Annotated in this window: 14 protein-coding genes and 2 pseudogenes; 2 read left to right on the top strand and 14 right to left on the bottom strand. The window is 61.0% G+C overall.

Annotation, left to right across the window (positions count from 1 at the left end):
• Positions 1-127: 127 nt before the first annotated feature.
• Together Harman_RS13665 and Harman_RS13670 are read left to right on the top strand one after the other, a co-directional pair.
• Positions 128-1,171: pseudogene (locus Harman_RS13665) on the top strand (ISH3 family transposase); the annotation flags it as partial.
• A 619-nt stretch (positions 1,172-1,790) separates the two neighbouring features.
• Positions 1,791-3,206 (top strand): DUF4330 family protein, encoded by a 1,416-nt coding sequence (locus tag Harman_RS13670; protein WP_137684350.1) that lies wholly within the window; start codon positions 1,791-1,793, stop codon positions 3,204-3,206.
• 484 nt (positions 3,207-3,690) lie between these two features.
• Here the strand turns inward: Harman_RS13670 and Harman_RS13680 are convergent.
• From Harman_RS13680 to rplX, 14 genes and pseudogenes are all read right to left on the bottom strand, one after another.
• Positions 3,691-4,218, bottom strand: a pseudogene (locus tag Harman_RS13680) (SIS domain-containing protein); the annotation flags it as partial.
• Positions 4,219-4,477: 259 nt separating this feature from the next.
• Positions 4,478-5,941, bottom strand: a complete 1,464-nt coding sequence (gene secY, locus Harman_RS13685; protein ID WP_137684351.1) for a preprotein translocase subunit SecY — start codon at positions 5,939-5,941, stop codon at positions 4,478-4,480.
• 6 nt (positions 5,942-5,947) lie between these two features.
• Positions 5,948-6,439, bottom strand: a complete 492-nt coding sequence (locus Harman_RS13690; RefSeq protein WP_137684352.1) for an uL15m family ribosomal protein — start codon at positions 6,437-6,439, stop codon at positions 5,948-5,950.
• Positions 6,439-6,903 (bottom strand): 50S ribosomal protein L30, encoded by a 465-nt coding sequence (gene rpmD / locus Harman_RS13695; RefSeq protein WP_137684353.1) that lies wholly within the window; start codon positions 6,901-6,903, stop codon positions 6,439-6,441. Before rpmD ends, Harman_RS13690 begins: the two co-directional genes overlap by 1 nt.
• Positions 6,903-7,541, bottom strand: coding sequence for a 30S ribosomal protein S5 (locus tag Harman_RS13700; protein WP_137684354.1), 639 nt, complete (start codon positions 7,539-7,541; stop codon positions 6,903-6,905). The genes rpmD and Harman_RS13700 overlap by 1 nt, the downstream gene beginning before the upstream one ends.
• Complete coding sequence (locus tag Harman_RS13705) at positions 7,538-8,101, bottom strand: 50S ribosomal protein L18 (RefSeq protein WP_137684355.1); 564 nt, start codon at positions 8,099-8,101, stop codon at positions 7,538-7,540. Before Harman_RS13705 ends, Harman_RS13700 begins: the two co-directional genes overlap by 4 nt.
• Entirely contained in the window at positions 8,101-8,550 is a 450-nt protein-coding gene (locus Harman_RS13710) for a 50S ribosomal protein L19e (protein ID WP_004516953.1), read from the bottom strand. Before Harman_RS13710 ends, Harman_RS13705 begins: the two co-directional genes overlap by 1 nt.
• Positions 8,550-9,398 carry a 50S ribosomal protein L32e gene (locus Harman_RS13715; protein ID WP_394347822.1) on the bottom strand — a complete coding sequence of 283 codons (849 nt, stop codon included), beginning with the start codon at positions 9,396-9,398 and terminating at the stop codon, positions 8,550-8,552. Before Harman_RS13715 ends, Harman_RS13710 begins: the two co-directional genes overlap by 1 nt.
• Positions 9,398-9,934, bottom strand: a complete 537-nt coding sequence (locus tag Harman_RS13720; RefSeq protein WP_127014423.1) for a 50S ribosomal protein L6 — start codon at positions 9,932-9,934, stop codon at positions 9,398-9,400. The genes Harman_RS13715 and Harman_RS13720 overlap by 1 nt, the downstream gene beginning before the upstream one ends.
• Positions 9,935-9,936: 2 nt before the next feature.
• The gene (locus Harman_RS13725; protein ID WP_004516956.1) at positions 9,937-10,329 is read right to left on the bottom strand and encodes a 30S ribosomal protein S8; all 393 of its coding nucleotides are present in this window, start codon (positions 10,327-10,329) and stop codon (positions 9,937-9,939) included.
• Positions 10,330-10,331: 2 nt separating this feature from the next.
• Positions 10,332-10,517: a 30S ribosomal protein S14 gene (locus tag Harman_RS13730; RefSeq protein ID WP_137684356.1), complete on the bottom strand. Its 186-nt coding sequence runs from the start codon at positions 10,515-10,517 to the stop codon at positions 10,332-10,334.
• Positions 10,514-11,047 (bottom strand): 50S ribosomal protein L5, encoded by a 534-nt coding sequence (locus tag Harman_RS13735; RefSeq protein ID WP_137684357.1) that lies wholly within the window; start codon positions 11,045-11,047, stop codon positions 10,514-10,516. Before Harman_RS13735 ends, Harman_RS13730 begins: the two co-directional genes overlap by 4 nt.
• The gene (locus Harman_RS13740) at positions 11,044-11,748 is read right to left on the bottom strand and encodes a 30S ribosomal protein S4e (protein WP_137684358.1); all 705 of its coding nucleotides are present in this window, start codon (positions 11,746-11,748) and stop codon (positions 11,044-11,046) included. The genes Harman_RS13735 and Harman_RS13740 overlap by 4 nt, the downstream gene beginning before the upstream one ends.
• Complete coding sequence (gene rplX / locus Harman_RS13745) at positions 11,745-12,107, bottom strand: 50S ribosomal protein L24 (RefSeq protein ID WP_004591560.1); 363 nt, start codon at positions 12,105-12,107, stop codon at positions 11,745-11,747. Before rplX ends, Harman_RS13740 begins: the two co-directional genes overlap by 4 nt.
• Positions 12,108-12,111: the final 4 nt, after the last annotated feature.

Genomic DNA, 12,111 nt, shown 5'->3' on the forward strand with positions numbered 1-12,111 from the left:
TGGTTCAAGTACCGGCTTGTGCCTGATCTCTCGTCGCTGAAAGACTACATCTTACGAGGAGTGAACACGATCAGCGAACCAAACATTTGGCCGTATCTTATCGGTAAAGATTCGACTTAATCACTATGAGGACATCTACGAGGTTCTCGTCGGCGCTTGCGCCGACGGGACCTCGATATCTGAACTCTGCGAGACCAGTGAAAATTCTCCCCACGAAAACACGGTTCTGTACCACCTCCGCGAAAAATTCGACCTAACGTCGGTTGAACAAGTCGGGAACGCACTTCTGCAAAAGGGCGTTTTAGAGGTGCTTCCCGAGCAGGTGGAAATCGTCGTGGATCTCCACCTGCGTCCCTACTACGGTGACGAAGACGAGACAGATGGCCTCTATCACTCGGAAGCGAAGCGTGGAACTACCGCGTTCCACGCGTATGCGACACTGTACGCGCGTGTGAGAAATTCGATACACGATAGCGGTGCGCCGTCTTGTCGACGGCGACACCGCCAGCAATGTCTTGGCTGAGTTTCTTGGCCTCCTCGACGGCCTTGACCTCGGCGTCAAGGCCGTCTATCTTGACCGGGAATTCTACGATAGCAAGTGTCTCACGCTCCTTCAGGCTCACAACTACGCGTACATGATGCCAATTGTCCGATGGGGAAAGACGATCAAGCAGGAACTCTCGGAAGGATGAAGTCGCGTCATCCAACACGAGCTGACAGGGAAACTCGACGGTCACAGCTGGACCATCGATTTCCCGTCTACATCGACTGCACCTACCAAAAATGATGGTACGACGAACATGGGGTGGCGCGTCAGCGGCGTAGCCGTGACGCGCCGTTTATCCAGACACCACGAGATGCGCGATACCACTACGCGAAACGCTTCGGTATCGAGGCCAGCTACCGACTCTCCGAACAAAGCATCGTGACGACCACAATACAAGATCCGGTCGTACGGTTGCTGTACGTCGTGGTGAGTCTACTCTTGCAGAATGTCTGGCGGCACCTCCATTGGGAGTATGTGGCGACGCCCCGCCGTGGCGGGCGTCGCCTCTGGCCATGGTCGTTCCAAGAGTTCATCAACATGCTGTGTCGAGCAGCGTGGACGGCCCTCGCAGTGCGTCGGGCCGTCCCCGTCAATCGGCCACCTGATGACCGGTTCTACCGGTAATCACTGATCGAGCACGCCTCTTCAGGAGTGGCAACGCTGTCTCGGTCGGCGGCTGATAATGGTCTCGGGACGATCTGAAAGCTCATTCTCAGTTCAGGAGGAACAGCGACTCTACTCCTACTTCTCAAAGAAGGCTATACGGTAGATGGATGATTTATATGCTGGTATCTAAAAACGGCTTAAAAGAGTTTTTTCTAGGTAAATTCGGACGGTATTGAGAAGCTAGAATGAAATATTAGTAAGAGGACAGGAACCTCTGAAACCCAATTAGATCGGTGTAAACTTGGATTACGGCTCTTTGAATCGGTTATCTTTTCCTCACCCACTAGCTTTCAAACCTTCTCTGAGCCATTAATCGCCGCCGACCGCGACAGCTCTATACCCGCTCGGCGAAGATCAACTGTTACAGACAGCTCGTTGGGACAGAAAAGTAGGCTCAGATAGATTAGCTGGCGACGCATTGTAAGGTACTGAGACTGGTTGTCCGACAGATCTGGAAAGTAGCTACTTAAGTAGTTGCCACGATGAAATAAATTACCCATCACTGAACCGTCGCTCGTTTGGACGGTGAAGTAGCAATAACGAAACACTCAAACCGCCTCCACAAAACGCCTACAGCATGGCAGATGGTCGCTCGTCACCCCTCCTCAATGATGAGGGTAGTCTCTTCGGGCTTATTAATATTGTTGATGCACTGGCCGTCCTACTTGTCCTTGCAGTTGTTGTCGCAGGCGCAGCACTCGTCCTCCAGCCAGACTCGGAGCCACCGGATCGGACAACAACCAACGTCACGCTTGATCTCGGCCCACAGCCACAGTACCTCGTCTCCGAGATCAACGAAGGCGACACATACAGCCCGAATAGTGACTCCGAACTCACAGTCACGGATGTCCACCTCACCCCACAGGACGACCAGACGCGAGTCATCCTTCGTACGACAATCGAAGGCCCCACCAGCGGTGACAGTCTCTCGTACTCGGGCGCACCGCTTCGCCTTAGCCGCTCACTGGCTATCGCGACAAGTCGATACGAGGTGAGCGGGCAGATACGAGCTGTCAGTGGCGACAACAGCCTTGAAACGGAAACCACAACTGTTGTCCTCCGGGACACGATGGCCACCGCTGAAACCCGTGCCGTGACCGCTGGCGATGAGATCTGGATCGGTGGCCGGACTGTCGCGACCGTTGAGGATGTGGCTGCGTACGCACGCGAAAACGCCAGCCAACAGACCGTCTTCATTGAAGCTGACCTCGAGACATATACACAGCAGGGTCGCCAGCGGTTCGGAAACAGGCAGGTCCGGCCCGGACAGCCAATTACGCTCTCAGCGGCGGAATACACAATCGACGGGCGTCTCGAACAGGTTGGCAGCGGTCTCCAGCCAACAACTGCCGATGTACTCGTCGAGACGACTGTCAACGCTGAAACAGCCAACGATATCGCCGCCGGTGACGTAGCGACCGTGGCTGGCCACGACACAGCCGAAATCGAGACTGTCACCACCTACGACACACAGAACCCCGACCGCAAGCGCGTCCTCGCCGGCCTCGCATTGACGACGCTCGAAGACGGTGACCGCCAGCGGTTCGGAAGCGCATACGTCCAGCGTGGGAATAATATATCCATCTCGACCGCCAGCTACGAACTCTCCGGCGCTATCGAACGCGTCGGCGCGCTCGAACCGCGTGGCACACTCGGAAATCGGACGGTAACGCTCCGTATGGCCGACGTTCGTGAGGATATGGCCAGTGCAATCGAACCCGGCATGACCGAAACCAGTCGCGGCGAAACGATTGCGCGTATCAGCCGCGTTAACACTGAATCATCGGTCATCATCACGACGGGAGACAACGGCTCAGTCAACGTCGTGGACCATCCGTTCCTGCGTGACGTCACCATCACAGCCGAACTGCAAGTCCGGGAAACGACAGGCGGTGTGCAGTTCAAGGGCGAGTCCATCCAGCAGGGGTCGTCGGTTGTGATCAATCTGGAGACGCTCACAATCAAGGCAGATGTGGTGAGTGTTGGCACTTAGGCGACTCCGAAAACGATGTTATCGTCCACTCGAATGGATACGCAGTTGGATGGTTAGCGTGTCCGGAACAGTAGACCCCGCTGAAAACTGTGGTAAAACCGATATTACCAGCGAGTTACAAATCATCAGTGCCGGGCGAGCGATCGGTGCTTGGACAGCTAGCGTTATCAAAGGCTCATTTTGCTACCGGTGGCTCACGAAAGAGCCAGAGCCGGAGGTAATCGTCATTGACCTCCGAGAGTCCTACACGGCGGGCCACTCATCGCACTACTAGACCGGCTCATCCCACATATCGAGCAAGCGTCGCAACACTCACGTGGCGGGACGGCCGTCCGAAGTGCGTACAAGCAACTACAAGAGAACGTGCTCGAATCACTTTCCGAGACCCGTGGGTACGAACTCGTAGCCACTATGTTGGCACCACCGGAGCCACTGGAACACAGCAACAAACAACCGACGATTCGGCGTCGGACAAAGACGAACCTCATTCCACAGTCACGCTCTTCACCAGATTGCGGGGCTTGTCGATGTTCCGGCCCAGCAGCGCGGCTGTGTGATACGACACTAGCTGCAGATGCGTGTTTACCAGCACCGCAGCGGCCCGTGGATGCATTTCTGGAATCTCCAGAACGTGGTCAGCGTAGCGTTCCACGTCGCTTTGCCCGTCGGTAATCGCAACCACCGGGGCGTCCCGTGCCTCGACCTCTTTGAAGTTCCCGATTGTCTTGCGGGCGCGCTTGTCGTCACCGGTCACGATAGCGAACGCAGGCATGTTCTCGGTCACCGGCACCACTGGCTCCTGGTAGCCGCAGGCGATGAAGAAGTAGGCGGTGGCGTCCTAGTACAGTTTAGCCACCTCTTGGGCGATGGATTCATCAAAAACCCCCTGTGACCGGGCGGGTCACGGAGTACGCTGATGGCCTGCCGGGCGTCGCCAGTCAAGGATATCTTGAGTGCAAGGGGGGTTCAGCGCAGCTAGCTGTGAGGAGAAGGCCTTGGTCGTAGCGACGCCAATCTCCGGATCGGCACGGATACACGCGTGGCCGCAGTCGCGGGCCACAGTGGAGCCGACGACGCTTCTCACGACCAGCGTTCACGCGCCGCGGCTGCGAGCGGGCCGATGTGATGAGCGTATCGAGGGTCTTGTCGCCGCGACCGACACAGCCAATAATCACACACGTTAGCATACCTCTTCTGATGAGAGAAGATTGAAACCATCGCGGTCGCTCAGGGACGCAGCGAATTAAAAGAAGTGTAGATACTCGACCGTTCTACCCGAACATCTGGCGCATCATCGGATGCATCTCCATGAGCTGTTCCTCAGCGATTTCCTCGTACAGCTTGTACGTAATGGAGACCGTCAGCAGCAGCCCGGTACCGGAGACGCCGCCGATGGTACCCAGCATGTTGGCCATAACAGCCAATAAACCAACCAAGGCCCCACCGATAACGGTCACCTGCGGAATGTACCGCTCGAGGACTTTCTCGATGACGCCGACGTTCTGTCGGAAGCCGGGAATCTGCATCCCGGAGTTGTGGATCTGCTTGGCAGTGGCTTCCGGGCCCATGTCGGTGGTTTCGACCCAGAAGACGGCGAAGATCGCGCCGCCGACCAGCATGACGAACAGGTCGATGCCGACGCGGGTCAGGATCTGCCAGATCGGTTGGGTAGTCCCTTCGAGCCACCACATCCAGTCGGCACGGCTCTGGACGGGGGCGAGGAAGTAGAACAGGCCACCGGTCGGCTGGCCGTTGGCGTACGTGCCGAGGAACGCAGGCATCGAATCCAGCTGGGCGTTCAGGATCCGGCCCAGGAACTGAATGTTCGCCTGCAGCGCCCGGACGAGGATCATCGGTAGAACACTCGCGTAGATGAGTTTGACCGGGAACCGGCCCCGGGCGCCTTTCACGCGGGCGTTCGACAGCGGGATCTCGACACGGACCGACTCGGCATAGACGACCACCGAGAAGATCAGGAGCGTCGTGAACAGCCCCAGCAGTTCGCCCTGGAGCAACACCGTCTGAAGGCCATCAGCAGCAAGCACTGGCCCGGTACCGCGCTGGCCGGTGATGAACAGGTACCAGGTGTAGATGATCCCTTCGCTGTTGCCGATAAACGGCGCCGTCAGGACGCCCCCGACGAGCCGCTGGCTCACGCCGGCGACGATGAACAGGCCGATACCGGAGCCGACGCCCCACTTGGAGATGACCTCGTCCATGAACAGGATGAGGACACCGCCGACGAACATCTGGGCGAAGATGAGCCACTGGACACCGAACGTCCCGATACCCAGGGAACTCGCGACGGCCGTGTCTGCCGGCAGGAAGCCGCCGGCAAACACCATCGGGAGCCCGGTCAGGCAGATCATCACGAGCACCAGCAGCTTCTGGAGCCCCTGATAGAGGATCTGGTCACGCGGGTCATCCTGGGTGTTCAGCCCGAGCAGGTCCGCGCCACCGAGGAGCTGTAACACGATGGACGCCGTAACGATCGGACCGATACCCAGCTGCATGATGCTCCCCTGGCCCGAAGCCAGAATCGATGAGAAGCGCCCGAACACCTGTTGGCTGGCGTCGATGTCCAGCCCGAACAGTTTCACGTTCGTCAGGAAGAAATACAGCAAGAGCACGCCTCCTGTCCAGGTGAGCTTGCGCTTGAACGGGACGTGTCCGTCCGGCCGCTGGACTGCGGGCATCCGGACAAGCAGTGGTTCGGCGGTGTCCTTCCAGCTCATTGGTCGTTATTCCTCGTCCGCGTCGTCGTCTGTCTCGGCCTCGGCCTGGCGCTCCTCGCCGAGGTCGGTCAGTTCGACGCTCCCGCCTGCGGCTTCGACCTTCTCGCGAGCGGTCTCGGAGAAGTCGTCGGCGACGAGCGTGAGTTCGTGGCGAACCTGGCCGGCACCGAGGACCTTCACGTAGTCGGCGTCGTCGGCGTCGTCGACGATGTCACGCACGTCGACTCGGAAGCCGCCGTCCTCGACTTCGGCAACGTCCTCGGCGGCCAGCAGCGTGACATCCTCGTCGATCTCGCGAACGTCGATAGTAGCGGCCTCTTCCTGCACCTTCTGCGGGCGCTTGAAGCCGCTCTTGCCAAGCGGTTCGTAGTTGTGGAACTCGTGTTTGTCACGGCCTGCGGCACCGCGGCCACCGCGGTGGCCGGCACCGCGGTTGTTCTTGTGTGAACCGCCGCCGTGCGTGCGCGAACCGCGCTGTCGTTTCTTTTTACTCGTCATTATCGCATCGCCTCCAGGAGTTCGTCGATACTCTCGGTGTCGTGTTTCCCGAGTTGCCCGCCCTCCTTGACGGGGTGTTTGACGCCGTCGTGGCCGCCGCGTGGCGGGTGGAGACGGAGCGTCGGGGACAGTCCCTGCTCGCGCAGCGTTGTCTCCTCGGAGAGGAGCGCAAATGCGAGCCCGGAGATGTCGTCGTAATCCGTGTTCTCGGCGACCCACTCGTCGTCCACGTCGGCGTCGCCCTCAAGGGGCTCGGCGCGCGTCTCCAGGATTGTCTCCAGGGTCTCCTGGCTCGGCTCGCCGAAGGCGACGAAGTCGTTGACCTTCGTCACCATGCCGCGGTAGGCGTCCGTCTCGGGGACGAGCGTGCAGTGGTTCACGTGGTGGATGTTGAGCATCTCCAGGGTGTCCTGGATGTCGCCGTGCATGTTGACTTCGCCACGGAGCTGGACGAGCGCGTGCATCACTCGATCACCTCTCGTTTCTCGAAGGTTCGTTCGGGGACCCGCGCCTGGGCCGTGTTCTCGAGGGCGTTGAACGTCGCCTTCGCGAAGTTGACCGTGGTGCGCGTGTTCCCGCTACTGCGTGTCCAGATGTCTTCGATGCCGGCGAGTTCGAGCACCTTGCGGACGGTCTCTCCGCCCGCCAGGCCCAGCCCGCGTGGGGCCGGCTGGAGCTCGACCTCGACGCTCCCGGCCTTGCCCTTGGTGCGCAGCGCAACCGTGTGCGGACGGCCACAGCCACACTCCCAGGAGCCACAGCCACGGGAAACGTCGATGATGTTGAGCTTCGCGATGTCGATTGCTTTCTGGATGGCACCGCCGACCTGGTCGTCACGCCCCTCGGCGTAGCCGATGAGGCCGTCGCGGTTGCCAACGGCGACCACGCAGCGGAACTTCACGCGGCGGCCGGAGTCTGTCATCCGCTGGACCATGTTGATGTCCAGCACCTCGTCTTCCAGGTCGGGAACGAGCTGGTCGACGATTTCCGATTCTTTCAGCGGGAGCCCGGAGTTCAGCGCCTCCTGCATGGAGTCGATTTCGCCCTCGACAACCTGCTTGCCGAGGCGTGTCCGTGGTTCCCATCCGTTGTTAGCACTCATAGTTCGATGTCACCGTCCAGTAGGGTCTCTCGGAGCTCGTCGAAATGCTCCGGGAGGTCTGCAGCGTCGAATTCGCCGCTGTACAGCGGCTCGTCGAGCTGCTCGTCGTACTCGGCGATGTGGGCACCGCGCGTGCGCTGCCAGTCGGCGAGTACGTCGTCGTTGTGTGGGATGTCCAGGCCGGCGTCGATTGCGCCTTCCTGTATTGCGAATACTTTGCTTCCGGGTGTCGGGCTGTTGAGTCCGATGTCGAGCACTGCTTCCTCGATACCCGCTTCTTTCGCGCGAAGCCCGGCGAGCAGACCGGTGAGGTACGCCGAGGGCATGTTGCCCGTCGGAGCCTCCCAGCCGTACTCGGCGAGGTCGCTCGAATGAGCGGACGCGAGGGTGTCGTCGCCGTTGGGGCCAAGCGTCACCAGCTGCGCCCTGACGTGTTTATTGCTCTTTCGAGCAACGAGACGTGGCTTGCCGGATTTCAACAGGCGCAACCGCTGATGGTAATCGGTTCTGGCCTCGCGGCGTCGCCGCATCGGTACTTTGTATCGTGGTCCTGTCGCCATTATGCGTCACCGTGGTTTGCGTCGATGTAACGTTCGAGATCGGCAACGCTGTCGAACTCGCCACCGCCGGCCTTGTCGTACAGGTCGCGGTACTGCGAACTCGAAAGCGTTCCCTCGTCACGCAGCTCGCGCAGCTTCGTCCGCTGTGCGCGGATGCGTGACTCCCAGTCCTCCTTGGAGTTCTGCCGTGCGCCTGCCTTGCCCTTCCGGGAACCGGCTCCCTTCTGGTGGCCGTACGCACGCTTCTTCTGGCGCTCCCGGGCGCGTCCACGGGAGTTGCCTTTCTTGTCTTTCGCCTGAATGGCGCCCTCATCAACCAGTTCGCGAACGTCCTCGCGGGTAATCGCGTCGGCGATGTCGCCCTGTCGCTCGGGGTTGAACCAGACGCGGTTCTTACCGACATCGAGCACGTCAGCCGCGAGTCGCTTCTGTGCGGAGAGATCAGTCATCACTCACTCACCTCGACTTCGACGTAGGTGGGGTTGAGCACGCGGATACCCGCGTCCTCGGCTTCCTCTTCGATTCGCTCGCGCTTGCGAGCGCCGACCTTCGAGGCGATACGGACGGCTTCCGTGTCCCCGTCGACGCCTTCGAGATCGTCCACGTTGTGCACGCGGACCTCCTCGAAGCCGGAGGGGTGCTTGCCCCGCACCGCTGTCGGCGAGCGGAAGCCCGCCTCGACCGTGTCGCCCTTGCCCTTCATGCCGCGGCGCTGCTTCGAAAGCTGGCCGCGCGGGCGTCGCCACGAGGTCGAGACGCGCTTTTTCTTGTGGTGGTCCTGACGGTTGAACTGCGGCTTGCCGACCCGGTGTCGCTGGGTCAACAGTCGCGCGTCCTCATCCGAGAGGTCCGGCGTCTTGTCAGTGAGCCCGCGGGCCTGGAGTTCCGTCTCCACGTCCTCGTCGGGCGCTTCCTCGCCGCCTTCCTCTTCGACTTCGGCTTCGGTCTCGGACTCGACTTCGAGTCCGCCGACATCGGCCTTGATACGGGCCGCCAGCGCGTTCCCGATACCGCTGACATCGGCGAGCGCGGACTGATCGGCGCCGCGGACGGCGTCGACATCCTCGAAGCCGGCCTCGCGGAGCGATTCCGCCTTGGATGGGCCGACACCGCTGATGTCGGTCAGTTCGGTGTACTCGTCTTCTTCGGCTTCCTCGGCCACCTGGTCGGGATCCTCGGCAGGCTCGCCGTCGTGTGGCTGCTCGGACTCGATGTCCGCCTCGGGCGCGTCGCCCTGCGGAAGCCCTTCCTCGTTGGCGTCGGCGTCACTGCTCGTGTTATCTGGGTTGTCCGCCATCAGGCGTCACCTCGGTTCGGTTTGCGGGTGATGTACACCCCGTCCTGGAACACGCGCACGTCCTTGTCGTTGATGCGCGTGAGCTGTTCGATGTCCGCGGCGGTCTGGCCGACGGCCTCGATATCGGGGCCGCTGATGGTCAGTTCCTCGCCGTCGATCTCGACATCCGTGTCGCCGTGGATCGTCGTGCGGCGGGGGGCCTTCTCGCCCAGAAAGTTCTCGATGACGACCTCGTCACCCTCGACGTTGACCTGCATCGGGAAGTGAGAGTAAAAGACTTCCATCCCGTACTCCCAGCCCTCGGTCACGCCGTGGAACATGTTCTCGATGTGGCTCTGGAAGGTACCGATCGTCGACATCGTCTTGGCGTTGTCCTCATCTGATTCGATGACGACCGTGTCGCCGTCGACGGACACGTCGATGTCAGGGTACCAGAGCCGACGCGTGACGCTGCCGTTGTCCCCCTCGACAGTGATGTCGAGATGGTCCTGCTCGGCGTCCACGTCCTCCGGAATCTCCAGTTCTACTCGTGGCATTGTTAGTATACGTACGCGATGACTTGGCCACCAACGCCCTGCTCACGAGCCTCGTAGTGGCTCATGATGCCGTGGCTGGTCGTGACGACGAGAGTCCCGTAGTCACGGGCGGGGAGGAATCGCTTCTCCCACTTTTCGAACTCGTCGGCACCCGCTGAGTAGCGGGGCTTGACCGGGCCACACTCGTTGATGGCTCCTTTCAGTTCGACTTCGAACTCGCCGGCTTTGCCGTCGTCGACGAAACTGAATCCGTCGATGTACCCGCGGTCGTAGAAGACCTCGAGGACGCTGCCGATCTCGTTCGAAGCGGGCGATACTGTCTGCTCTAAGTGCCCAACACTTTCGGCGTTGTTAAGCGCCGACAGTGCGTTGGCAAATGGGTCGTTCCCTGTCATTGTTAGCTGTACTTCCTGAAGCCCATGCCCCGCGAGATCTCGCGGAAGCACTGGCGGCACAGCCAGATGTCGTACTTGCCGACGAGTCCCTGTTCGCGACCGCACCGCTGACAGGACTCGAGCTGGCCAGTCCGTTCACTGGATGCCGTCTCGGACTCGGGCTCGTCTGTGGTTTCACTTTCGCTCATTCGCTCACCTCCACATCGTAGGTCGACTCGATGAAGGCGACCGCGTCCGCCGGGTTGAGTCGATGCTTCGTCGGAATCGAGCGCGACGCCTTGTCGCGCTTGGCGACGCGGTAGCCGGGGCGGACGAGGTTGACCGTCACGTCCAGCCCGTAGATTCCGATGCTCGGGTCGTACTCCTGGCTCGGGAACTCGGTGTGTTCCTCGACACCGAAGCTGAAGTTGCCGGTGTCGTCGAACTGACTCGCCGACAGCTCGGCAAGCGGCAGCGCGGTCTCGAGGAACTCTTCGGCCATCTCGGCACGGAGGGTGACCTTCGCACCGATGGGGTCACCCTCGCGGATGTCGAACTCGCCGACGGTCCGCTTGGCCTTCGTTCGCACCGGCGTCTGGCCGGTGATTTCCCCGAGGATGTCCTCGGCGTTGGCGAGGTCACGGCCACCGTGGCCGATACCCATGTGGACGACGACCTTCTCGACGCGCGGTTCGCGCATCTCGTGGAAGTCGCCGCCGGACTCACTCTCGGAGCTCATTCGTCATCACCCGTGAAGTTCTCGTCGATGACGACGACGTACTCTTCGACGGTCTCGAAGCCTTCGCCGTCCTCTTGAGAGACGATGACGTTGTTCTGGGCCGACCCCGGCGTCACCTGAATCTCCTCGATCTCGCCGATTTCGCCCGCGTGGGCACCGTCGACGGCGGTGACGAGCGCGCCCTCTTCGTACTCGAAGTGGGCCACGATGTCGCCGTCCTCGTTGCCGACGACGATGGAGTCGCCAGCGTCGTAGGTCTGGTCGTCCTCGACGATGAGCGTCTCACCGTCGTGGAGCCCCAGCTGGACATCGCCACCGGAGACGTGGGTCTTGGTGACGATCTTGCCGAGCTTCGATTCGGCCGCGTCCGGGTCGATTGCGGTCAGCGCCAGCCGTCCGCCCTCGCCGGGGAACACGCGGTAGTACTCCTCGCGCTCGGTGAAGGCCAGGATGTCGAACATCCCGACGGGGCGTTCCTCGTCGGAGATGGCCTTCCCGTTGATGAGGACGTTGTCCTCGTTGAGGGCGTAGCGGGCTTCTTTGCGGTTGTCGGCGTAGCCGAGCACGTCCCGAAGGACGATGAGGAGGGGAACCCCGTCCTCACCGTGTGGGCCGGCACCGGCTTTCACCGTAAACGTCGCGGTCTTGCGCTCTACGGGCCAACTGTTTGGCACCGAGAGTCGCTTCTGGTGGTTACTCATGCGGAATCATCCTCCGATTCGAGACGGGCCTCGCGCTTCTCGTCTTCGAGGTCCAGGTCCGTCACGCGGACGTTCGAGGTGTCCAGCGGTCGCGGGACTTCCTCGCCGTCCGTCTTTTCGAGCGTGACGTCTTCGACGTGGATGACGGCCTTATCGAGGTCCACCTTGATGACTTCGCCATCTTCGCCGGCGAAGTCGCCACGGAGCACCTCGACGGTGTCACCAGCGTTGACGCGGACGTTGCGCTGGCCGTACTCCTCGCGGAGGTCGGCCGAGAGCGTTGCCCGGACCTGCTTGTGCCGCTCGTGGAGCGGGGCACGTCGTTGACTCTTGCGTTGTTTGTCTGGTTGCTTGCTCATGGTT

It is taken from the genome of Haloarcula mannanilytica, assembly GCF_005406125.1.
GTDB classification, from domain to species: Archaea; Halobacteriota; Halobacteria; order Halobacteriales; family Haloarculaceae; genus Haloarcula; species Haloarcula mannanilytica.

Excerpts from the sequence above, each read along its gene's own strand:
- Harman_RS13720 (WP_127014423.1), bottom strand. The coding sequence starts at position 9,934 with ATGCCACGAGTAGAACTGGAGATTCCGGAGGACGTGGACGCCGAGCAG.
- Harman_RS13700 (WP_137684354.1), bottom strand. The coding sequence starts at position 7,541 with ATGAGTGCTAACAACGGATGGGAACCACGGACACGCCTCGGCAAGCAG.
- Harman_RS13690 (WP_137684352.1), bottom strand. The coding sequence starts at position 6,439 with ATGACGAGTAAAAAGAAACGACAGCGCGGTTCGCGCACGCACGGCGGC.
- Harman_RS13670 (WP_137684350.1), top strand. The coding sequence starts at position 1,791 with ATGGCAGATGGTCGCTCGTCACCCCTCCTCAATGATGAGGGTAGTCTC.
- Harman_RS13740 (WP_137684358.1), bottom strand. The coding sequence starts at position 11,748 with ATGAGTAACCACCAGAAGCGACTCTCGGTGCCAAACAGTTGGCCCGTA.
- Harman_RS13735 (WP_137684357.1), bottom strand. The coding sequence starts at position 11,047 with ATGAGCTCCGAGAGTGAGTCCGGCGGCGACTTCCACGAGATGCGCGAA.
- Harman_RS13705 (WP_137684355.1), bottom strand. The coding sequence starts at position 8,101 with ATGGCGACAGGACCACGATACAAAGTACCGATGCGGCGACGCCGCGAG.
- rplX (WP_004591560.1), bottom strand. The coding sequence starts at position 12,107 with ATGAGCAAGCAACCAGACAAACAACGCAAGAGTCAACGACGTGCCCCG.
- Harman_RS13715 (WP_394347822.1), bottom strand. The coding sequence starts at position 9,398 with ATGGCGGACAACCCAGATAACACGAGCAGTGACGCCGACGCCAACGAG.
- Harman_RS13725 (WP_004516956.1), bottom strand. The coding sequence starts at position 10,329 with ATGACAGGGAACGACCCATTTGCCAACGCACTGTCGGCGCTTAACAAC.
- rpmD (WP_137684353.1), bottom strand. The coding sequence starts at position 6,903 with ATGCACGCGCTCGTCCAGCTCCGTGGCGAAGTCAACATGCACGGCGAC.
- Harman_RS13730 (WP_137684356.1), bottom strand. The coding sequence starts at position 10,517 with ATGAGCGAAAGTGAAACCACAGACGAGCCCGAGTCCGAGACGGCATCC.
- secY (WP_137684351.1), bottom strand. The coding sequence starts at position 5,941 with ATGAGCTGGAAGGACACCGCCGAACCACTGCTTGTCCGGATGCCCGCA.
- Harman_RS13710 (WP_004516953.1), bottom strand. The coding sequence starts at position 8,550 with ATGACTGATCTCTCCGCACAGAAGCGACTCGCGGCTGACGTGCTCGAT.